This window comes from Pollutimonas rozaliensis (genome assembly GCF_048751585.1).
In the GTDB taxonomy this organism is placed as follows: Bacteria; Pseudomonadota; Gammaproteobacteria; order Burkholderiales; family Burkholderiaceae_B.
On record NZ_JAZHOB010000002.1, the window covers coordinates 435,994 to 458,042 of the forward strand.

The 22,049-nt window shown below is 60.5% G+C and carries 20 protein-coding genes; 12 read left to right on the top strand and 8 right to left on the bottom strand.

Annotated features, from left to right (window positions below):
- Positions 1–92 precede the first annotated feature (92 nt).
- On the bottom strand, positions 93–1,097 hold the full coding sequence (locus tag V0R37_RS05310) for a Bug family tripartite tricarboxylate transporter substrate binding protein (protein WP_420373503.1): 1,005 nt from the start codon (positions 1,095–1,097) through the stop codon (positions 93–95).
- 147 nt (positions 1,098–1,244) lie between these two features.
- Here V0R37_RS05310 and V0R37_RS05315 point away from each other — a divergent pair, with 147 nt between their 5' ends.
- The 3 genes from V0R37_RS05315 to V0R37_RS05325 all read left to right on the top strand — a co-directional run bounded on the left by V0R37_RS05315 (position 1,245) and on the right by V0R37_RS05325 (position 2,914).
- Entirely contained in the window at positions 1,245–2,126 is an 882-nt protein-coding gene (locus V0R37_RS05315; protein ID WP_420373504.1) for a ZIP family metal transporter, read from the top strand.
- 93 nt (positions 2,127–2,219) lie between these two features.
- Positions 2,220–2,453 (top strand): hypothetical protein, encoded by a 234-nt coding sequence (locus V0R37_RS05320; RefSeq protein WP_420373505.1) that lies wholly within the window; start codon positions 2,220–2,222, stop codon positions 2,451–2,453.
- 41 nt (positions 2,454–2,494) lie between these two features.
- The gene (locus V0R37_RS05325; protein WP_420373506.1) at positions 2,495–2,914 is read left to right on the top strand and encodes a CBS domain-containing protein; all 420 of its coding nucleotides are present in this window, start codon (positions 2,495–2,497) and stop codon (positions 2,912–2,914) included.
- Here the strand turns inward: V0R37_RS05325 and V0R37_RS05330 are convergent.
- A complete protein-coding gene (locus V0R37_RS05330; protein WP_420373507.1) occupies positions 2,911–5,505 on the bottom strand; it encodes an EAL domain-containing protein in 2,595 nt (864 codons plus the stop codon). The two genes, V0R37_RS05325 and V0R37_RS05330, sit on opposite strands and share 4 nt — an antisense overlap.
- 239 nt (positions 5,506–5,744) lie before the next feature.
- On the opposite strand from V0R37_RS05330, the gene V0R37_RS05335 reads away from it, so the two are divergent.
- The 7 genes from V0R37_RS05335 to V0R37_RS05365 all read left to right on the top strand — a co-directional run bounded on the left by V0R37_RS05335 (position 5,745) and on the right by V0R37_RS05365 (position 13,950).
- Positions 5,745–6,665, top strand: a complete 921-nt coding sequence (locus tag V0R37_RS05335; protein ID WP_420373508.1) for a MurR/RpiR family transcriptional regulator — start codon at positions 5,745–5,747, stop codon at positions 6,663–6,665.
- Positions 6,662–6,790 (top strand): hypothetical protein, encoded by a 129-nt coding sequence (locus V0R37_RS05340; protein WP_420373509.1) that lies wholly within the window; start codon positions 6,662–6,664, stop codon positions 6,788–6,790. The genes V0R37_RS05335 and V0R37_RS05340 overlap by 4 nt, the downstream gene beginning before the upstream one ends.
- Positions 6,791–6,861: 71 nt before the next feature.
- Entirely contained in the window at positions 6,862–7,818 is a 957-nt protein-coding gene (locus V0R37_RS05345; protein WP_420373643.1) for a TAXI family TRAP transporter solute-binding subunit, read from the top strand.
- 155 nt (positions 7,819–7,973) lie between these two features.
- Complete coding sequence (locus V0R37_RS05350) at positions 7,974–10,610, top strand: TRAP transporter permease (RefSeq protein WP_420373510.1); 2,637 nt, start codon at positions 7,974–7,976, stop codon at positions 10,608–10,610.
- A 121-nt stretch (positions 10,611–10,731) separates the two neighbouring features.
- A complete protein-coding gene (locus V0R37_RS05355) occupies positions 10,732–11,931 on the top strand; it encodes a glycine C-acetyltransferase (protein ID WP_420373511.1) in 1,200 nt (399 codons plus the stop codon).
- A 35-nt stretch (positions 11,932–11,966) separates the two neighbouring features.
- Complete coding sequence (gene tdh / locus V0R37_RS05360) at positions 11,967–12,995, top strand: L-threonine 3-dehydrogenase (RefSeq protein WP_420373512.1); 1,029 nt, start codon at positions 11,967–11,969, stop codon at positions 12,993–12,995.
- A 4-nt stretch (positions 12,996–12,999) separates the two neighbouring features.
- Entirely contained in the window at positions 13,000–13,950 is a 951-nt protein-coding gene (locus V0R37_RS05365) for a pseudouridine synthase (protein ID WP_420373513.1), read from the top strand.
- Positions 13,951–13,975: 25 nt separating this feature from the next.
- On the opposite strand, the gene V0R37_RS05370 is transcribed toward V0R37_RS05365, so the two are convergent.
- From V0R37_RS05370 to V0R37_RS05395, 6 genes are all read right to left on the bottom strand, one after another.
- On the bottom strand, positions 13,976–14,971 hold the full coding sequence (locus V0R37_RS05370; RefSeq protein ID WP_420373514.1) for an asparaginase: 996 nt from the start codon (positions 14,969–14,971) through the stop codon (positions 13,976–13,978).
- 37 nt (positions 14,972–15,008) lie between these two features.
- Positions 15,009–15,686 carry an ABC transporter permease gene (locus tag V0R37_RS05375; RefSeq protein WP_420373515.1) on the bottom strand — a complete coding sequence of 226 codons (678 nt, stop codon included), beginning with the start codon at positions 15,684–15,686 and terminating at the stop codon, positions 15,009–15,011.
- Between the two features lie 3 nt (positions 15,687–15,689).
- Positions 15,690–16,400, bottom strand: a complete 711-nt coding sequence (locus V0R37_RS05380) for an ABC transporter permease (protein WP_420373516.1) — start codon at positions 16,398–16,400, stop codon at positions 15,690–15,692.
- A 6-nt stretch (positions 16,401–16,406) separates the two neighbouring features.
- A complete protein-coding gene (locus tag V0R37_RS05385) occupies positions 16,407–17,222 on the bottom strand; it encodes a transporter substrate-binding domain-containing protein (RefSeq protein ID WP_420373517.1) in 816 nt (271 codons plus the stop codon).
- A 165-nt stretch (positions 17,223–17,387) separates the two neighbouring features.
- The gene (locus V0R37_RS05390; protein ID WP_420373518.1) at positions 17,388–18,161 is read right to left on the bottom strand and encodes an ABC transporter ATP-binding protein; all 774 of its coding nucleotides are present in this window, start codon (positions 18,159–18,161) and stop codon (positions 17,388–17,390) included.
- A gap of 171 nt (positions 18,162–18,332) precedes the next feature.
- Positions 18,333–19,790, bottom strand: a complete 1,458-nt coding sequence (locus tag V0R37_RS05395; RefSeq protein ID WP_489685794.1) for an RNA polymerase factor sigma-54 — start codon at positions 19,788–19,790, stop codon at positions 18,333–18,335.
- Between the two features lie 371 nt (positions 19,791–20,161).
- Here V0R37_RS05395 and V0R37_RS05400 point away from each other — a divergent pair, with 371 nt between their 5' ends.
- Entirely contained in the window at positions 20,162–20,737 is a 576-nt protein-coding gene (locus V0R37_RS05400; RefSeq protein ID WP_420373520.1) for a BON domain-containing protein, read from the top strand.
- On the top strand, positions 20,737–22,020 hold the full coding sequence (locus tag V0R37_RS05405; RefSeq protein ID WP_420373644.1) for a glycosyltransferase family 4 protein: 1,284 nt from the start codon (positions 20,737–20,739) through the stop codon (positions 22,018–22,020). The genes V0R37_RS05400 and V0R37_RS05405 overlap by 1 nt, the downstream gene beginning before the upstream one ends.
- Positions 22,021–22,049 lie beyond the last annotated feature (29 nt).

A 22,049-nucleotide genomic window follows, 5' to 3' on the forward strand; every position in this document is an offset into this window, starting at 1 on the left:
GCTCCTGGCGTAACCATTTCGGTGGCGCCATGGTGAAATGAAAAACGGGCGCTCCCATTGGAGCCGCCCGTTTTGACTGCATTGATTTGCGCTTATTGAATCGTCACGCCGGCGGCCTTTACGATTTCGGCCCACTTCGTCCGGTTGTCGTGCACGGTCTGACGGAATTTTTCGGGCGAGGATACATGGATGGTGTTGCCCGTCGAGGTCAGCCGTTTGGCGACATCGGGATTTTGCAGGGCCTGTGTGGCGGCGGCATTGATTTTCCGGACGAGTGCCGGATCCATGCCCTTGGGTCCGAAAAGCCCGAACCAGATATAGCTGTCGAAGCCGGGTATGGCCTTTTCAGCGATGGCTGGCACGTCTTTGACGACATCGATGCGCTTGGCAGTCGATACGCCCAGCAAGCGCACAGTGCCGGCCTTGTACTGGCCCAGAACCGTTTGCACTTGATTGAAGATGCAGCAGGTTTCCCCTTTCACGACTGACTGCAGCGCCTCGGGGCCGCCTTTGTAAGGTACGTGCACCATTTTCAGGCCAGCGCGGGCGTTGAACTCTTCGAAAGCCAATTGCGTTCCCGTACCCACGCCGGTCGAGGCGAAGTAGTATTTGTTGGGGTTTGCCTTGACCTCGGCGATGAAGTCTTCGACGGTGTTGACATCGATGACCTTGGGATTGATGGTCAGCACATTCGATACATCGATCAGCGGAGCGATGGGAGTAAAGTCTTCTTCGACGTCGAAAGGCAGTTCTTTATAGATGGCGGGATTGATGCCATGGGTGGCGGCGGTGCCCAGCAAGATGGTGTAACCGTCGGGCTTGGCGCGTGCCACGGCGGCAGAGGCAAGATTGCCTCCCGCTCCCGAGCGATAGTCGATGACGACGGGCACGCCCAATGCCTGCTGAAGAGGTTCCTGAATGCTGCGCGCAATGACGTCCACGCCCGATCCGGCGGGAAATCCCATCAGCATCGTTATGGGATGTTCCGGCCATTCGCTTGCGTGGCTGGAGCCGGCTGCGAGCAGGGCGGTGCCCAATAGGGCGCCTTTGAACAGCGCGGACAGGGGACGGAATAGGGATCGGATCGAGGCGGTCATGCTGTGGGTATTGATTAGGGGTAAACCAGTAAATTACCAGCCGACATATAAAACTACTACGAATTAGTGGAAACTTATATATAACTATTGAGTATAAAGGACGGGTTTATGATTTTCCAGTGCCTTGTAAGCGGGGGGAGCTAACCCATGGATGATGCTCAGTCGATACGGTCCGGTTTTTCCATCGGCCTGCTGATTCTTGTCATTGCGGCCATTCTCGTCCTGGTGGATTTCTATGCGCGGCTGGTGATGGACGATCCGCAATTGGTGGGCGCATTGCGCTGGGGCGCCATGGCGGCTTTCGCAACGGCGCTGGGAACCTTGCCCGTCATTTTTTCCATCCCTTTTTCACAACGCGCCAACGATGCGATGCTGGGTTTCGGCGCCGGTGTGATGCTGGCGGCCAGTTCCTTCTCGCTGATCATTCCGGCTTTGAATGTGGCAAGGGAGCAAGGCGCCGGCCCTTGGGGGGCGGGCGGCATCGTGGGCGGCGGCATCATCGTGGGAGCCGCGCTGCTGCTCCTGATCGACCGATCGGTTCCGCATGAGCATTTCGTCAAGGGGCTGGAGGGCTCGCGCGCCAGAAAGATGAAGCGCGTGTGGTTATTCGTGCTGGCCATCTGCCTGCATAACTTTCCCGAGGGCCTGGCCATAGGCGTGGGCTTTGCGGGACCCGACGAAATCGGCGCGCGGGCGTTGGCGATGGGTATCTCCATCCAGGATGTGCCTGAAGGGCTGGTCGTGGCCCTGGCGCTAAGCAGCGTGGGTTATGGGCGCGGCATGGCGGTGGGCGTGGCGGTGTTTTCGGGCTTGATCGAGCCGCTTGCGGCGGTGCTGGGCGTGGCCGTCATCGGGTTATCGGCGGCACTCCTGCCCTGGGGGCTGGCCGCCGCCGCGGGGGCCATGCTGTTCGTGATCAGCCACGAGATCATCCCGGAGTCGCACCGGCAAGGCCATGAATCGCATGCCACGCTGGGGCTCATACTGGGATTCGTGTTGATGATGCTGCTGGATACCGCACTGGCCTGACCGGCCGAAGCGGCGGCATGTCGCTTGCTCTCTTCCCTTCGGGTGGCGGCGCCAGGCGCGACGCCTTCTTCAACGCTTTCAAGGAGGAAGGATATGCCCAAATGCGATGCTTGCGGCAATGACTACGATAAGGCTTTCCAGATCGTTGCGGCCGGTAAAAGCTACACATTCGACAGCTATGAATGTGCTATCCATAAACTTGCACCCGAATGCTCGCACTGCGGTGTGAAGATCATCGGCCATGGCTTGGAGAAGGACGGGGTCATGTTCTGCTGCAAGCACTGCGCCGAGCAGCGGGGCGTGACGCAATTGCGCGACCGCGTGTAAGGCTCGGACTTTATCCAGTTATGTTGGAAAGGGAGATGAAAATGCAACAGCTTAAAGATGTGATGAGTCACGATGTAAAAGTCGTGTTTCCCGACGCGACGATCAAGGATGCCGCCAGGCAAATGAGGGACGGCGATTTCGGCCTGATGCCGGTTGGCGAGAACGATCGCATGATAGGCACGATATCCGATCGGGATATCGCCATCCGGGCCGTGGCTGATGGCAGGAGCCCCGATACGAAGGTGCGCGATGTGATGTCGGAAGACGTGTTGTGGGCTTATGAAAACGACTCGGTCGAAAAAGCATGCAAGATCATGAGCGAGAATCAGGTGCGGCGCCTGCCTATTGTCAATGCCGATAAAAGGCTGGTGGGTATCGTTGCGCTTGGCGATATGGCTGTGGACGGAGCGGGCAGCGACACGGCCGCAGAAGCCTTGTCCGAGATCTCGCGGCCCGGTTAAGGCGTTTTGGCCAAGGGCTCGGTGTGTGAGGAATCGAGCCAGCGCGCAATGGGTATGGGGCGGGCGAATAGGTAGCCCTGCATGGCGTCGCATTCCAGCGCGCTGAGGAAGTCGGCTTGCGCCTGGGTTTCCACCCCTTCGGCCACCACGCGCAAACTAAGTTGCTTGGCCATGGCAAGTATCAGTTTCACGATGGCGGTGTTGTCGGGGTCGCCGGGAGCATCGTGTATGAAACTCTTGTCTATTTTCAGTTCATACAGCGGCAGGCGCTTCAGATAGGTCAGATTGGAGTAGCCGGTTCCGAAGTCGTCTATCGAGAAGCGGATGCCGATGTCGGAAAGCTCCGCCATGCGGTCGATGGCGCCTTGCAGGTCCTCGATGAGTATGCCTTCGGTGACTTCGAATATAAGGCGGTGCACTGGCGCGCCCGATTCCAGGACGATCTCGCGCACCCGGCTGACGAAGTCCGGCTGCCGGAACTGACGGGGGCTTACGTTGATGGATAACGGGTAGTGCTGGCCGGCTTGCTCCAGCCGCAACAGCGTGCTGCAAGCCTGCTGCAGCGTCCAGTCGCCGATGCGCAGGATGACGCCGGTCTCTTCGGCAATCGGAATGAAACGGGATGGCGAAATCGAGCCGCGGGTGGGGTGCTCCCAGCGGATCAATAGCTCCGCCCCGGCTATGTCTCCATTCCTGTCGTATTGCGGCTGTGCGTACATGCCCAACTGCTCTGTGCCTATGGCCAGCGACAAGTCGTGTTCCAGCGCCAGTCTTTCCTCGATTTCGGTCTGCATGCTGGTTTCATAGAATGCGACCCGGTTGCGTCCCGATTCTTTGGCGCGGTACATGGCGGTGTCCGCCTCGCGCAGCACATCGTGGGTGGATTTTCCGTCGGGACGCAACAGGGTGACGCCTATGCTGCCGCCGGAGAAATAGGGCTGTCCGTCAATGATCAGGGGCTGCTCCAGCGCCGCCCGCACGCTTTCGGCGATGGTCATGGCGATGCGGGCGCTTTCTTCCTGGGTGCGGCCGAAGTGATCAAGCAGAATGACGAACTCGTCGCCGCCAATGCGGGCGACGGTGTCAACGCCGCGTACCATGTCTTTCAGGCGCTGGGCGACGCCGCACAACACCGCGTCGCCCAGGACATGGCCCCGGGCGTCGTTGATGCGCTTGAAGTTGTCCAGGTCCACGAACAGGACGGCGCCGATGCCGGCGCCGCAGCGTACCGCCTCGAGCGCATGGCCCATGCGCTCCAGCAGCAGGCGGCGGTTGGGCAGCTCGGTCAGCGGATCGTAGTAGGCCAGCCGATGCGCCGCGGCCTGAGTGACCTTGTGATCGGTGATGTTGGTGGAAATTCCGCAGAGCGCCTCAACCTTGCCCCGGCTATCGCGCAGCGGGATCTTGATGGAGAAGAAGGTATCAACGCCTTGCCCGCCAGGCTTGGCGACCTGCTCTTCGAGCGCCACCCGTTCGCCGTTATTGATCACGCGCAGATCGTTCTGGCGCACTTGGGACAGGGAGGTACCGCTAAGAAACTCGTCGTCGCGGCGATCGATCAGGTCGGGCGCGTGCAGGCCGAAGAACTCGCATAGCTGATGGTTCCCGTAGCGGTACTTTAGCTGCCTGTCCTTGATGTAGATATGGGCGTCGACGCTGTCCAGTATGGTATTGAGCCTGGTCTCGCTGGCTTTGAGGTGACGGGTTTGCCGATTGACCTGCGCCTTGAAAAGGGCCGCAAGGCCCAGGGCCATCACCAGCAGCAATCCCAGCGACGAGATAACCCACCAGAACGATGAGGGGACGGAGGCGGCAGGCGTGGCCTGGCCCCAGCGCTGCAGGATGCGGAAGTAGACCGATTCGGAGTCGCCCTGCCATTCGGTCAGGTTCCGGTCTATGGCGTCCAGCAAATCGATGTTCCGGCCTTTCTTCGTGGCGTAGAACAATTGCGTCGGCTGAAACATGAGCGGTGTGGCGACCAGGCCTCGCTTCGCCGCGTGCAATTCTCCGTAATAATAGTTGGCCACCGCGGCGTCGGCCCGGTTGTCGGCAACCATGGCGAAACCTTCCTGCAGGTCGCTGACGCCGATAAGCTGGGCCCGGATTCCGAAACTGCCGGCCAGGGACGCTATGTAATCGGCCTGCACGGAGCCCGCCAGCGATACGATGCGCTTACCCTGCAGATCGAGTACCGAGGTTATGCGCTCATCCGGGTGTTGATACATCTGCGACCAGCTATGCAGGGAAGGTACTTTATGAAAATCGTAAAGATCGCTTCGATCCACGGAATGAGGGACATCCGGCATCAGGTCGATGCGGCCTTCCTGCAAGGCCTCAAGGCAGTCTCGCCATTCGCAGGCTACCGGAGTCAGTGTCCACTTTTCGGTGTTTGCGACGGCGCTGAGCAGTTCTCCAAGAATTCCGCTGGGTTGCCCGTTGTCCATATGCAATTCAGGCGCGTTTTCGAAGATCCCGACCCGCACCAGGCGCTGTTGCGCGTACGCGGACATGTCGAACAGCGCGGAGCCCATCAACAGAATCGTCGCACTTCGGAGCGCCCATTGCCAGAGACACTGCGATCCAGCTTTCATAGGTAACTCGTGCTAGGTAGGTGAAGCAAGACCATGGCTTTGCGACGGGTTGATGAAACAAATCGACAGTTCATGTCAATGTCTGTTGCATCGTAGAAGCGCATGACTAATTCGTCAAGCATGCATGCAAGTTATGCGATTGACGCTAACCTAGGGCAAACCCCGATGAAAACATTTGTTTTAAATTTCTCAATCGCTGTAGCATATGTTTTTTCGGATTTTTACCTGCCCGTCAGCTTATGACATCCCTGGCCAACACGCCGCAAGAACGCCTTCTGGCAATATTCGCCCAGCTCCCTCCCGAGCTGCAGCGGGCGGCCCGCTGGGTCAGCGGCCATCCGGCTGAAGTGGGGCTATGGTCCATGCGGCGGCAGGCTCAGGCCTTATCTGTTTCGCCCGCTACAATGCTGCGCCTGGCGCGGGCCGCGGGTTATAAAAGCTACGACAGTTTCCGCGCGCCCTTTCAGCAAGCGTTGGCAAGCGGGGGTTATGGCTTGCGTCAGCGGGCCGCCAAATTGCAGGCATCCGGGGGGCCTAAAGGAATGCTGCCCGCCCACGATGTACTGGCCGGACTGCAAGGACGCGCCGTGCAGTCGGCATGCTCGCTTAATACGCCTGCGCAGTTCGACGCGGCGGTCCAGGCCATGCTCAAGGCCAGGCTGGTGGGTTTTCTGGGATCGCGCTCCAGTTTCGGAACGGCATTTCAAATGCGCTATGCCTATCAACTGGTTCAGCGCAACGGGGTGCTGCTCGATGGTTCCGGAAGCACATTGGACGAACAGGCTGAAATGCTGGGTGAAGGCGATGCGTTGATCGCGATAGGGCAGGCGCCTTATTCGACGCCGACAGTGCGAGTGGCGCGCGAGGCGGCGCGCCGGGGCGTGGTGCTTGTCGCGCTCACCGACGATGCATTGTCGCCGTTGGCCTTGAACGCGGCGCATGTTTTGTTGTTCCAGTCGGAATCCAGCGCCGGGGCTGGCTCACGCAAAGGGCCGGGGTCGTTCTTTCACACCATGGCGGGGCCCTTGGCTTTGGCCGAACATCTTATTGCCCGCTTTGCCGCGCGAGGGGGCAAGGCGGTGCTTAATCGCCTGGATGAGGTCGAGTTGCGCCTGCGCGACGAACTGGCTTATTGGACTCCGCGAGGCAATAGCCAATGAAACAAGTCATCGCGGCATCGTGTTTATTGAAAGCGTTGCGGCACATGCCGGCGCTGCAGTTCATCGCAGGTATTTGCACACCTTGGCAAGTGCTTGCGCAATCACCGGTTACCAGCCGGAAATAAAACAGCGGGGAAACCCCAAGGAGATCGACATGCATAAGTTCTTAGCATCCCCTTTAACCAAGCGTTTGGCCATGACGGCCGGAGCAGCGGCCATGTTCGCGGCATTGGCGTCCCCATTGCCCGCAGCCGCACAGCAAAAGTTTGTCAGCATCGGCACTGGCGGCGTGACGGGCGTTTACTATGCGGCGGGCGGCGCCATTTGCCGCCTGGTAAACAAGGATCGCGCCAAGCATGGCGTGCGCTGCTCGGTCGAGTCCACCGGCGGATCGGTGTTCAACGTGAACACCATCAAGGCGGGCGAACTGGATCTGGGCGTGGTGCAGTCCGATGTGGGCTATAACGCCTATAACGGCGAGGGCCAGTTCAAGGATGCCGGCGCCTACAAAAAGCTGCGTTCGGTATTTTCCATTCATCCCGAGCCCTTCACCTATGTGGTCCGCAAGGACGCCAACATCAAGTCTTTCGACGACCTGAAAGGCAAGCGCTTCAACGTGGGAAATCCGGGATCGGGCACGCGCGCTTCCATGGAGCAATTCCTGAAAGCCAAAGGCCTGGACCTTAGCTATTTCTCGCTGGCATCCGAGCTTCGCCCCGACGAGCACGGCCCCGCCTTGTGCGACGGCAAGATCGATGGCTTCATGTATGGCGTGGGCCACCCTTCGGCAAACATCCAGGATCCGACCACCACTTGCGGCGCGCAGCTGATGTCCTTGACCGGTCCGGTGGTCGATAAGCTGGTGGCGGATAATCCTTATTATGCGAAGGCGACTATTCCGGCCGGCTTGTATCCCAACAACCCGCAGGAAACCAACACCTATGGCGTGCTGGCTACCTTCGTGACGTCGGCGGATGTCCCGGAAGAAACGGTATATCTTGTCGTGAAGGCCGTTTTCGACAACTTCGAAGACTTCAAAAAACTGCATCCCGCCTTTGGGCACCTGGTGGCCAAGGATATGGCCAAGAACGGCTTGTCGGCTCCCCTGCATCCGGGCGCCGAAAAGTACTTCAAGGAAAAAGGCTTGATGTAAGCCTATACATGCATCGGGTCCATGCATCTGTTGCCGATGCATGGATCATGAAGCACAGCTGAACCGGGCGGCCACAAGCCGCCCGTATAGGTGACCATCCTGGCGCCGCATCCGGCGCATTGGGTACCTGATGGAAACACAATAGGGAATCAAGCATGAGTACGACATCCCCGCCGTCCGCTGCCGCGCAGCAGACCACGAATGCCAATCTGGAACAACTGGTTGCCGACGTCGATCGTGGTGGCCGCAACGTAGGCGGGATCGCCGGCGCTGTCCTTTTCTGCGGCGCCATCGCCTGGTCCTTGTTCCAGCTATGGTATGCCTCGCCGCTGCCATTTGCGCTCAATTTCGGCATACTCAACGACACCGAGGCGCGTGCCGTGCACCTGGGCATTGCGATGTTCCTGGGCTACCTTGCCTATCCGGCGCGCAAGAGCTCCCCGCGCGACAAGATGCCCTGGTTCGATTGGGTTTTTGCGCTGATCGCCGGCTTTTGCGGCGCATATCTTTATTTTTTCTATAAGGAACTGGCGTCCCGGCCTGGCATCCCCACGACTACGGATATCGTCGTGGCGAGCATCGGCCTGGTCCTGCTGCTTGAGGTGACGCGGCGCGCCCTGGGCGCGCCGATGGCGGTGCTGGGCGCCGTTTTCGTCATGTATGTATTCCTGGGGCCTTGGCTGCCCGACGCGCTGGCTCATCGCGGCGCCTCCATCGAGCGCCTGGTATCGCACATGTGGCTTACCACTGAAGGCGTGTACGGCGTGGCGCTGGGCGTATCGGTCTCCTATATTTTCATTTTCGTATTACTGGGTTCGTTGCTGGATCGCTGCGGGGCCGGCAACTACATGATGCAAGTGTCGTTCGCCTTGCTGGGCCATTTGCGCGGCGGGCCCGCCAAGGTGGCGGTGGTATCGTCCGCGGTGAACGGCATTGTATCGGCGTCGTCGGTCGCCAATGTGGTCACCGGCGGCATCTTCACCATTCCACTCATGAAGAAGGCCGGCTACGGCGGCATACGCGCCGGCGCCATCGAAACCGCGTCGTCGGTCAACGGGCAAATCATGCCGCCTGTCATGGGGGCGGCAGCTTTCCTGATGATCGAGTATGTCGGCATACCATATACCGACATCATCAAGCATGCTTTGCTGCCCGCCAGCATTTCATATATTTCCTTGTTTTACATCGTCCACCTGGAGGCGCTGAAACTGGGCATACAGCCGATGATGTCGACGGGCAAGCCGCGCACCCTGCTGCAAAAGCTGGCGGGCTGGGGCATGGGCATCGCGGGCTCGCTGGTGGTCATGGGGCTGGTCTACTGGATAGGAGTGGGGGTGCAGGCGGTCGCGGGCGCCGCGGCCATCTGGATACTGTGCGCCTTGCTGGTGGCCTTGTACTTGTGGCTGCTGCGTATTTCAGCATCGCATCCCGACCTGCCCACGGATATCAACATCACCAATCCCTCGCGGCCCGAACCCTGGCCCACAGTGCGTGCGGGCTTGTATTTCCTGATACCCATCGGTGTCCTGGTCTGGTGCCTGTCGGTGGAGCAACTGTCGGCGGGGCTGTCGGCGTTCTGGGCCGTGGTATCCATGGTGATCCAGATGCTGACGCAGCGGCCCCTGATCGCATGGTTCCGCAAGCAGGAGGTACGGCAGTCCGTGCGCGTGGGCGTAATGGAAACGGTGAACGGCCTGCAAGAGGGCGCACGCAACATGATAGGCATCGCCATTGCCTGCGGCACGGCGGGGCTTATCGTGGGCGCCATCACGCTGACCGGTCTGGGCCTGCGCATGACGGCGTTCGTCGAACTGATTTCCATGGGCAGCGTGCTGGCCATGCTTTTCTTCACTGCGGCGGTATGCCTGGTGCTGGGCCTGGGTATGCCCACGACGGCGAACTACATCCTGATGGCCACGTTGATGGCGCCGGTGGTGGTCGAATTGGGCGCGCAAAGCGGCATGGTCATTCCCTTGATCGCGGTGCACATGTTCGTCTTCTATTACGGCATCATGGCCGACATCACGCCGCCCGTGGGGCTGGCCACCTTCGCTGCCGCGGCGATTTCGGGCGAAGATCCCATCAAGACGGGCATACAAGGGGTGACTTACGCCATGCGCACGGCGGTTCTGCCCTTCATGTTCGTGTTCAATCCCTTGTTGCTGTTGATCGACGTGGAAGGCTGGAGCGAATTGGTACTGGTGGTTGGCGGCGCCACCCTGGCGTCCCTGACCTTCGCGGCGGCCACCATGAAATGGATGCGCGTCAAGGCCTCCTGGACGGAAGTGGCGCTGCTTCTTCTGGTCACTTTCATGCTGTTCCGGCCCGATTATTTCATGAACCACCTGGCGCCCAAATATGAAAGCCGGCCTCCCGCCGAACTGCTGAAGACGGCGGCGGACATGCCTGACAAAGGCCGTCTGGTGGCAGTGCTGAAGGGCATGAACCTGGAAGGCGAAGAGCTGCAGAAAACCGTGGCCGTGCCTTTGCCCGCCTTGCCCGAGGGCAACACCGCAACGGGCGACTCGGCCGGGATGCAGCGCCTCTCGGCCGCGGGCCTGACCGTCATGGCCATGGGCGACCAGGCCCAGATCGCGGCGGTTCGTTTCGGCAGCCAGGCGCGCCGCGCCGGATGGGAACAGGGCTGGGATGTGGCGGAAATAAAAGTCCCCAATCCGTCTCGCCCATCGGAGTTCTGGACATACATACCGGCCTTGCTGATCCTGGCGCTGATGTGGTTCAGGCAGGGAGTCAGATTGCGGCGCGAGGGCTTGCCGGCTCCCGCGGCGTAAAGGCTGGCGCGGCATTGAAAAAGGCCAGGCGACGAAGGTTGCCTGGCTTTTTTCCTTTGAGGCTTGCAGTATATTGACGATTGCGACAGCATTTTCATCCGATACGACCCGGGATACTTTCATGCGGAATTCCTTTCTAGATCATGTTCAAAGCCAGATCCAGCAACTGCGCGCCGACGGATTCTACAAGGCCGAGCGTATCCTGGACGGCCCGCAAGCGGCCCAGGTGCACCTGGCGGGCGGCGATTATGTACTGAATTTCTGCGCCAACAATTATCTGGGGCTGGCCAACGACAGGCGTCTGATCGAAGCGGCCCGGCAGGGCCTGGAAACGGCGGGGTTCGGCCTGGCGTCAGTGCGTTTCATTTGCGGAACGCAGGCCGGGCACAAGCAGCTGGAGCAGGCGCTTGCGCGCTTCCTGAAAATGGGCGATGCCATCTTGTATTCCAGTTGCTTCGACGCCAATGGCGGCTTGTTCGAAGTGCTGCTCGACGACAATGATGCCGTGATCAGCGATGCGTTGAATCATGCCAGCATTATCGATGGAGTCCGCTTGTGCAAGGCGCGCCGCTATCGTTATGCCAACAACGACATGGCCGACCTGCGGGCGCAGTTGCAGGCCGCCGACGCGGCTGGCGCGCGCTACAAGCTGATTGCCACCGATGGCGTATTTTCCATGGACGGCATCATCGCCGACCTGAAATCCATCTGCGACCTGGCCGATGAGTTCAACGCCATGGTCATGGTGGACGATTCGCATGCCGTCGGCTTTATCGGCGAAAACGGCCGCGGCACGCCTGAATATTGCGGAGTCGAAGGACGGGTCCACATCATTACCGGCACGCTGGGCAAGGCCATGGGCGGCGCTTCGGGGGGCTATGTGGCGGCGCACGAGTCCGTCGTGGAGCTGTTGCGGCAGCGCTCGCGCCCCTATCTTTTCTCCAATACCCTGGCGCCCGCCATCGTGTCGGCTTCCTTGCGCGTGCTGGAACTGCTGGAAAGCGACGAAGGCCTGGCCTTGCGCCAGCGCGTGCACGAGAACGGCCGGCTGTTCCGGCAAGCGATGCAGGATCTGGGTTTCGACCTGGTGCCGGGCGGACACCCCATTATTCCCGTGATGTTCGGCGATGCCCAGTTGGCCGGCAAGATGGCCGAGGAGCTCTTGCACGAGGGGGTCTACGTGATCGGTTTCTCGTATCCGGTCGTGCCCATGGGCCGTGCCCGCATCCGCACCCAAATGAGCGCGGCCCATACACCGGAACAGATCGCCCGGGCGGTTGCGGCTTTCGAGCGCGCGGGCCGCAAGCTGGACGTGATCTGACGCAAACCGCTTACTACGCTTTATCGGAGCACACCATGCGAGCCCTCGCAAAACTCGAACCCGACACCGGCTTGACCCTGACAGACGTTCCGCGCCCGGTGGTTGGCCACAACGATGTCCTCATAAAAATAAAAAAGACCGCTATTTGCGGCACTGACATTCATATCTGGAAATGGGATGACTGGGCCAGCAAGACGATACCGGTACCCATGCATGTCGGCCACGAATACGTGGGCGAGATTGTCGAAATCGGCCAGGAGGTCAGCGGCTTCACGATCGGCGACCGGGTTTCGGGCGAAGGGCACATCACCTGCGGCTATTGCCGTAATTGCCGGGCGGGCAGGCGTCACCTGTGCCGCAATACCTCGGGCGTGGGCGTCAACCGGCCGGGCGCCTTTGCCGAATACCTGGCGTTGCCGGCTTTTAATGCGTTCAAGATACCCGACGATGTCCCGGACGAGCTGGCGGCGATCTTCGATCCTTTCGGCAATGCCACGCACACGGCGCTGGCGTTCAACCTGGTGGGCGAGGATGTGCTGATTACGGGCGCCGGCCCGATAGGCGCCATGGCTGCCGCCATCGCCCGGCATGTGGGCGCGCGTAATGTCGTCATTACCGATGTGAACGACTACCGCCTGGAACTGGCCGCCCGCATGGGGGCAAGCCGCACGGTGAACGTAAGCCGGGAATCCTTGCATGATGTCATGGCCGAACTGGGCATGACCGAAGGGTTCGACGTGGGCCTGGAGATGTCGGGTGTCCCCAGCGCCTTCGAATCCATGCTCGAAGAAATGAACCACGGCGGCAAGATCGCCATGCTGGGCATACTCCCCAGCGGCTTCGGCATCGATTGGAACAAAATCATTTTCAAGGGCCTGGAGATCAAGGGGATCTACGGTCGGGAAATGTTTGAAACCTGGTACAAGATGGTGGCCATGCTGCAAAGCGGGCTGGACCTGTCGCCCATCATTACCCACCGCTATGCCGTCGATGATTATCGCCAAGGCTTCGACGCCATGCTGTCCGGACAAAGCGGCAAGGTCATCCTGGACTGGGCGGCATAGCGCCTTGAAGAAAAGCCGTCGTATAGATTTCGTGCGCAATGCGCCATTGCCCTTGCGCGATGGCGTGGCGCCCAGCCGGGTCTATCTGCCTGCGGGGTCTTGGACGACGCTGCTGGATTTTCTGGTCGAGCGCTTCGGGCATGTGCCGCCGCCGGTTTTGCAAGGCCGCTTGGAGCGTGGGGAAATCGTCGACGAGGCGGGTGTGCCGCAGGCTTCCGGCGATTCCTACAAAGGATTGCGCTGGCTTTGGTATTACCGCGAGGTGCCCCAGGAGCCCGAGCTTCCCTTCGAGTTGCCGGTGCTGTTTCGCGATAAATATCTGGTGGCTGTGGACAAGCCGCATTTCCTGGCCAGCACGCCGGGCGGCCGTTACCTGCGCGAAACCGCCTTGACCCGCCTGCGCCAGGCGCTGGACATGCCTTTGCTTAGTCCGATCCACCGTCTGGACCGGGATACCGCCGGGGTTCTGCTGTTCTGCGCCGATCCGGAAAGCCGGGGCGCGTATCAAACCTTGTTCCAGACCCGTGATGTGCGCAAGGAGTATGAGGCCCTGGCGCCGCTGCGAGGAGACGTGGCGCTGCCCATGTTGCGGCGCAGCCTTATCCTGCCCCGGCCAGGCCATTTCACCATGCAAGAGGTCGACGGTGAGCCGAACAGCGAAACGCATATTGAACTGCTGACCGAAACCGGGGGCCTGGGCTTGTTCAGCTTGCGGCCGCGTACCGGGCGCAAGCATCAACTGCGTGTTCACATGAGCGGCTTGGGCATGCCGATATGCAACGACAGTTTCTACCCGGAGTTGAGGCCGTATGGCGAATCCGACGATTTCAGCCGGCCCTTGCAACTGCTTGCCCGCGCCATTGAGTTCGCCGACCCCATCAGCGGCCGTGCGCGGCGTTTTGAAAGCGTGCGCAGGCTGCGATGCCCGACAACGGATTCCACCCGCGGCGCGTGAGGCTTCCCCTTCAGGGTGACACGCCCTAGTACCGGTCGAAGCAGGACTGGATCGTGTCGCGGTCGCGGCTTAGCGTCAAGGCCAGCATAAGAAGTATCCGTGCTTTCTGGGGATTCAGCGAATCGCCCGAAATCAGGCCGCGCCGGGCATCATTGGGGCTTGCGGTCACTATGCCGGAGCCGCTGCGGCTGCAGCGCACGCAGGCGATTCCGTGTTTGACGGCGCGCTTCAGGCCTTTCTCGGCTTGCGGCGACAGGCTGCCGTTTCCGCAAGCAGCCACCACGATGCCTTGTACACCGGAGGCGATCGATGCATCGTACAGATGCGGGCCGGCGTCCTGATGATCGTAAATAATGTCCACCGCGGGCAGCTTGCGAACGCCCGCCAGGCTGAATTGCGTGTCCAAAGTATGCAGTTTTTCGGATTTTTGATACAGGTGCAGCCGGCCATTGACGATCTGGCCCAGGCTGCCCTGGCCGGACGACTGAAAGGTCTCGACCTGCGTGGTGTTGGTCTTGGTGACGAAGCGCGCCGCATGGACACGATCATTCAGCATGACCAGCACGCCTCGCCCCCAGGCTTCGCGCCGGGAAGCAAGCAGGATGGCGTTATACAAGTTAAGAGGGCCATCCGCGCTCAGCGCCGAGCCGGGCCGCATGGCGCCGGTCAGCACGATGGGCTTGCCGCTTTTTATCGTCAGATTCAGAAAGTAGGCGGTCTCTTCCAGGGTATCCGTCCCATGGGTGATCACGGCGCCATCGACGGCTGGATCAGCCAGCAGGCTGTCGAGCCGCGCCGCCAGTTTCAACAGCATCTTGCCCGTGACGCAGCGGCTGTCCACATTGAACACTTGCTCGCACCGGATGTCGGCCAGAGTCGTGATTTCAGGCACCGCGGTAAGCAAGGCCTCTATGCCCTCGGTCACCGAGTAATCAGCCAGTGCCGTGGCGGCGCCGGCTGTCGAGGCGATAGTGCCGCCGGTTCCCAGCAAGGCGATATGGGGGAGTTGCTTGCGCGTCATCGAAATATTCCCAGGCCGGCCGCCTCTTGGGCGGCGTTCAGTGTTTAAGCCAGCGCTCGAGCATATGCACGCAGGCCAGCAGGAAGAAATTGATCATCAGGTACAGCATGCCCGCCAGAATGAAAGTTTCGATAATGGCATAGTTCTGGTTCATGAGGCGCTTGGCGTGCCCGGTCAATTCCATGACCGCAATGGTCGAGGCCAGGCTGGTGCCTTTGATGGCCAGGACAATCTCGTTGCTATAGGCCGGCAGCGCCTGGCGGATGGCCAGCGGAAAGACCACGCGGCGAAAACGCAGCGTGGCGGACATGCCGCAAGCCTTGGCCGCCTCGATCTGCCCCTTGGGCACGGATTGGAAGCCGCCGCGCAGCACTTCGCTGACGTAGGCGCCGCTGTTCAGCGCGATGGCCAGTATCGCGCAGCGTCCGCCATCGCTGAACAGCCACCACAGGGCCGGGTTTTCGCGCACGAAAGGCAGGGTGCCTATGCCGTAGTAAAGAATGAACAATTGCACCAGCAGCGGCGTGCCGCGAAAGCAGGTGCTGTAGACGAATGAGAAGCGCGATGCCAGCGTGTTGGGCGACATGCGCATCAGCGCCAGGCCCAGGCCGATGAACGAAGCCAGGAGGATGGACGTCAGGCCGATGTAGACGCTCAGGCCGAAGCCCTGGAACAGGTTGGCGACGGTGTGCTGAAAGAGGGCCGAGTCTATCATCGGTCAATGCCCCTTCATGCCGCGGCCGAAATGGCGCTCCGCCAATACGAACAAGCCCTGGCTGCCGACGCCGACAATAAAATACAAAGCGCCGGCCATCAAATACAGCGCCAGAGGTTCACGCGTGGCGGCGGCGCCCAGCACGGCGGCGCGCATGATTTCCACCAGACCCACCAGCGAGATGAGCGCCGTGTCCTTGAGCGCTGTCTGCCATACGTTATTGGTGCCCGGCAGCGCATACCAGAACATTTGCGGGATGACGATGCGCAGCAGGCGCTGGCCCGGCGTCATGCCGATGGCCTTGGCGGCCTCGATCTGGCCGGACGGTATGGCGTTCAGGGCGCCGCGAAACACTTCGACGCCGTAAGAGCCCGCTATGAGCCCTATCGCCAGTATGCCGACCAGGGCGGGAAACCAACTGGTCATGGCCTCTTGCCAGTTCAGCGCATCGGCCAGGTCGGCGGCCGCCTGGACCGAACCGAAGAACAGCAAATAGATGACGAGCAGCTCGGGGATGCTTCGCACCACGGTGGTGTAGACGGTAACGAGCAAACCGGGCAACCGGGAGCCGGCGGTCTTGATGCTGGCCCCCGCTATGCCTATGACTATGCCCAGGGCCATGCCGAGTATCGAGATGAGCAGGGTCATGGCGGTGCCGCGCAGAAGCGTCCAGCCCCATCCTTCGCGCAACACCGACTGTATAGTCTCGAGCATGGAAACTTACTTCTTGCAGACCTCGTAGTTCGAAATATCGATATCGAACCATTTTTCGCTGGATGCCTTGACGGTGCCGTCGTTGATAAGCTTGCACAAGGCGGCGTCGACCTTTTTCTTCAGATCGGTTTTTTCCTTGTTGATCCCCACGCCGATGCCATAGCCCAGGACTTCCGGCGCCGAGGACCCCTTGATGATTAGCTTGGACAGGGCGAAGTTCTTGTCACCGACTTTCTTAAGAAACTTGGATTGCGAGGTCAGGTCGGCGAAGGTGGCATCCAGGCGGCCCGCATCCAGGTCGATCTGCATCTGATCCAGCGTATCGTAATTCTTGATCTTCAGGTCGGGGGCCGACTTGCGCAAGTAATCGCCGTGGGTGGTGCCGCCTTGCACGCCCACCGTCTTGCCGGCCAGCCCTTTGAAGATGGCATCGGCGCTGCCTGCGGAAATCAGGGCGCTGCCCTTGGGCAGGACGAAAATCGCATCTTCGACGGCATAGGGAATGCTGAACGAGATACGTTTGCTGCGCTCGGGCGTGACCGACATGCCCGAGATGATCAGGTCGAAGCGATTGGCGTCCAGCGACGGTATGAGGCTGTCGAAGGCCTGGACAACGTAGCGGCAATCCGCATCCAGTTCCTTGCAAAGCGCATTGCCCACATCGGCATCGAATCCGCTGACCTTGCCGGCGGCATCGACCATGCTCCAGGGCGGATAACCGCCTTCCGTACCGATTTTAAGCGTCGCGGCCGAGGCAATGTTCAGCCCCAGCAGCGCCAGGCCCGCGCACAGCGCGGCTTTTGGGATAATAGGTTTGATCACGTGAGTCTTCCTAGATAAGGCCGCGCAAGCAGCCGGCAATTGTTGTGGTTTGCTTGCCATGGCAGGGATGATCGCAATGGGCGGTGCCGTCCCTGGAACCAAGATCTTACCAAAGTGCCGGGAATGTCTGCCCCGGCGCAAGGCGATATCCGGCATGGGCGAGGATTAATGAGTGGGCCGCAGGAATTGGCGCAGGCGCTCGGATTCGGGCTGTCCGAAGAGGACATCGGGGGCCGCTTCTTCTTCTATCAAGCCGTTATGCATGAATATGGTCCGATCCGAGACTTCGCGGGCGAACTTCATTTCGTGTGTGACCAGCAGCATGCTGCGGCCCTCATCCGCCAGTTGGCGAATGACGCGCAAGACCTCGCCCACCATTTCGGGGTCCAGCGCCGAGGTGGGCTCGTCGAACAGCAAGACCTCGGGGTTCATGGCCAGGGCGCGTGCAATGGCGACGCGCTGTTGCTGTCCCCCCGACAACTCCGAGGGATAGGCGTCTTTTTTTTCCGACAGGCCGACCTTGGCCAGCAGATGAAGGGCGTAGTCGCTGGCCTGATTTTTGGGAACGCCTTGCACATGCACAGGCCCTTCAATGATGTTTTGCAGGACACTGCGGTGCGACCACAGGTTGAAGTTCTGGAAAACCATGCCCAGGCGCGCGCGCACGCGTTCCAACTGGCGGGGATCGCTGCTGACCGCCACGCCGTCCCGGCGCTTGTGGCTGCGCAGCGTTTCGCCGCCTATGTGAACCAAGCCTTCGTCGGGCACCACCAAGTGGTTGATGCAGCGCAAGAGCGTGCTTTTCCCGGAGCCCGAGGCGCCGATAATGGAAAGGACATGGCCCTGGCTGGCCGAGAACGAGATTCCGCGCAGGACTTCATTCGAGCCAAAGGACTTGTGGATATTCTCCAGGCGGACGGCGTAATCGCTTGCGCTCATGGAGCACAACGCGTTGCGGCGGCGTAAGGAATGGTCAGGATAAGCATGGCTTTTGCGTCGGCGCAAAAAGCGTTCATTTTACCCTGTTGCGCGCCCCGCCCGTGTCCCCGGGCCGTTCCGACGGTCCCGTGTCCTGTCTGGCCGGCCGGCCCTGCGACGCTCCCTGGAGCATTAGGGCGCGCGTCGCAGTTCGGCGGAGGGATACTTGATCTGGGCCCTGTACTTGGACACGGTGCGCCGCGCCACGACCACCCCTTCGCGCGCCAGCTTGCTGGCAAGCGTTACGTCCGAGAGCGGCGCTTTCGGGTTTTCTTCCTCGATCATTTCCTGGATCAGCGCCCGCACCGCAACGGCGGAGCAGGTGCCGCCAGAGCTCGTTGCCAGCTCACGAGAGAAAAAGTGCTTGAATTCATAGATGCCGCGAGGCGAAGCCAGGTATTTGTTGCTGGTCGCACGCGAGACGGTGGATTCGTGAAGGCCAAGCTCATCGGCTATTTCGCTTAGCATCAGTGGGCGAAGCGCGATTTCGCCGTAGTCGAAGAAGGTTTGCTGGCGCGCCACGATGGCTTGCGCCACACGCTGTATCGTTGTGCTGCGCTGCTCCAGGCTGCGCATCAGCCAGCGCGCTTCCTGCAAAGCCTGCGCCATAAGCGAGCGGCCGTTATAGCGGGTTTCCTTGAAAACCTGGGCGTAAGCCGTGTTAAGCCGGGCCTGAGGAATGGCGCTGTCGTTGCCGATGGCCACCCAGGCCTTGCCGACCTTGCGTACGATAACGTCCGGCACCACATAGCAAGACGGATCTACCGCGCTATAACGCCCTCCTGGACGGGGATCCAGAGAGCGTATCAAAGCGCAAGCCTGCTGCAGGTCCTGCGAAGCGCAATCAAGCACCCGCGCCAGGCCGGGGTAATCGCAGCGGCCCAGCCTGTCCAGGTGTCCGGTCACGATACGCAAGGCAAGCGCGCGGCCGGCGGTATCCTCCGGCAAGGCGTTCAGTTGCAGCGTCAGGCATTCCGACAGATTGCGCGCACCCAGGCCCGGCGTTCCGATTTGCTGCACCAGGTGCAGGACGATCTCCCATTCGCTGTCCTGGGGGGGAGGAGAAAATTGCGAGGCATCTGCCAAGTCCGAGAAGGGGATCCGAAGATAGCCATCGTCATCAAGGGCCTCAATAATGTATTGCGCCAAGGTGTAATCGCGTTCGCTTAATTTATAAGCGCATGCGTCGGCAAGAAGACTCTCTTTAAAGGAGGTTTCGCTGCGCGCCCATTGACCGACATCCGGGTCGGACGAGTCGGCGTTTCGACTGACAGGGTAGTCGCCGGAATATCCTGACGGGGCATCGGCCTCGATATGCTGGGTTGCCGGCATTGGCTCTTGCTCGTCCCGGGACGATGAAGCAGGCTGTAATGAAGCACGCTCATGCTCACTGTCCGGAGTCGAGGCTATCGCATCAGCGGTCGCGGACGAATCTTCCTGCTCTTCCAGGAAAGGGTTGTTGGCGATGGCCTCGGCCACTTCGCGGCTGAAGTCCAAGGTGGACATTTGAAGAAGCTTGACAGACTGCTGCAGCCTAGGTGTAAGCGTGGTCTGCTGCCGGGTCTGCAATTCAAAAGAAATCTGGGCCACTTCGTGTCTCCCTATGAAAGATACGTTTGCATGAACACGCAATAGGTACTCAAGCAACATCCATGCCAGCGACTGTAAGCCGATGCTGATGGTATTTCGGAATGTTTCCGATGGAGCGGAGGCTCTCGAAGCAAGGTCGATTCTTCAGGTGTTCCACCAGCCGGACGCCAAGCATCCTTGCCGGTCCTGGCGGAAATCGGACTGCACTGTCCAGCGCTAATTTACCGGCCTTTGTAAGAAGTGCTTTGCCCGCGCCCGTGATGGCGTGCCGGGTTTTCGTTTCTTTATGTCGGCACACCGTTTGCTAAGTCCCATGCGAGACGGTTGGGCGGATCCGACCTTGCCGGGACATACAGTTCAAAGGAGATGCCATGGGCAACTATCACAGACGGAGCGGGTTTGCCGAGGACCGCGATGATCCGCGCGATGACTTTGACCAAGGCTACGGACGCATGCGCGGGGAGCGCGGCGCGGGCCGGGGCTACTCCGGTGTGCATGCTGCCAGGCCGGATGAACCAATTCGCAGCCGCAGCGCGGATCCAGGGCAGAGCAGCTATGGCGGCTTTACCAACGAGGACCCGCGCCGACAGCGCCAACAGTTTGGGCCATATCCGGAAAGGGGCGGCTACGGAGGTTACGGATATGGCGGTTTTGAGCGTGAGCCACAACAGCGCCGGATATTGCCCAAGGGGTACACCCGTTCCGATGAGCGCCTGCGCGAAGACATATGCGAGAGGCTGAGCCATAGCGGCCTGGACGTGAGCGATGTATCGGTGGAGGTCTCTCAGGGCCAGGTGACGCTTGAAGGCACTGTGGATAGCCGTCGCCTTAAGCACGCCATCGAGAACCTGGCGGACGATTGTCTAGGAGTCCAGGACGTGGACAACCGGATACGGGTTCAGCAGGCCGGCAGCGGCAAGGGCGACCTGTCCATTGGAGAATCATGATGCGAAAAATTGCGATAGTCAGCGAACATGCCTCCCCGCTCGCTCAGGCAGGCGGGGTGGATAGCGGCGGGCAGAACGTATATGTGGCGCAGATTGCGCGCCGCCTGGCGGCGATGGGCATGCAGATAGACGTGTTTACCCGCTTGGACAATCCTTATCTGCCTTCGGAGATGGAGTGGGGCCAGAATGTGCGCATTGTGCATGTACCAGCGGGTCCGGCGCGTTCGCTGCCCAAAGAGGCTCTGCTGCCCTACATGGATGATTTCAGTGTGTACATGAATCGCTATTTCGGCGCGGGAGATGCCTACGATTTGATTCATGCCAATTTCTTCATGTCGGCAATGGCGGCTTTGCCGGTGGCCCGGCGGGCCGGAATCCCTTTGGCCGTCACGTTTCACGCCCTGGGCCGTGTGCGGCGGCGGCACCAGGCGGAAGCCGACCTTTTCCCTGATGCCCGTTTCGACATTGAGGACGACATTGTTCGCCATGCCGACCGGATCATTGCCGAGTGCCCGCAGGATAAAAAAGATTTGATAGATCTGTATCAGGCGGATCCGCAGCGCATCGGCATGATTCCCTGCGGATTCGATGAGCAGGAAATGTGGCCGATGGATCGGGCTACCGCAAGGGCGGGCCTGGGTTGGGAGCCCGGTGCTTTCTATTTGCTGCAACTGGGGCGCATGGTTCCGCGCAAGGGCGTAGACAATGTTATTCGCGCATTGGCGCATCTGCGCAAGCGCCGCACAGTGGATGCGCGCTTATGCATAGTGGGCGGAAATACCCGGGATCCGCTCGATGCGACAACCCCCGAGCTGGCTCGCCTCAGGGCCATCGCCCAGGAAGAAGGCGTGCAGGATCATGTGGAATTCGCCGGGCGCAGGGCCCGCCACCAGTTGCGACAGTATTACTGCGCCGCCGATGCTTTTGTGACGACTCCCTGGTATGAGCCGTTCGGCATCACGCCGGTCGAGGCCATGGCGTGCGCGCGGCCCGTCGTGGGATCGGATACGGGCGGGATACGCTACACCGTGGTGGACGGCGAAACCGGCTTTCTGGTGCCGCCTCGCGAACCGGTCTTGTTGGCCGACAAGCTGGAAATACTCGCACGCGACGGAGCGCTGGCAACGCGCATGGGAGCGGCAGGCCTGCGCCGCGCAAAGAAGCTTTTTACCTGGGACAGGGTCGGGCTGGAGCTGGCGCGGGAGTTCGATGAGCTGACCGGGCAAAAGGGAATATCTTGGCCGATAAGGGAATTGTCAGAAGGGCAAGGGCTGCCTGCATAGCTGGCTTATCGCCGGATTATTTTTGAAGG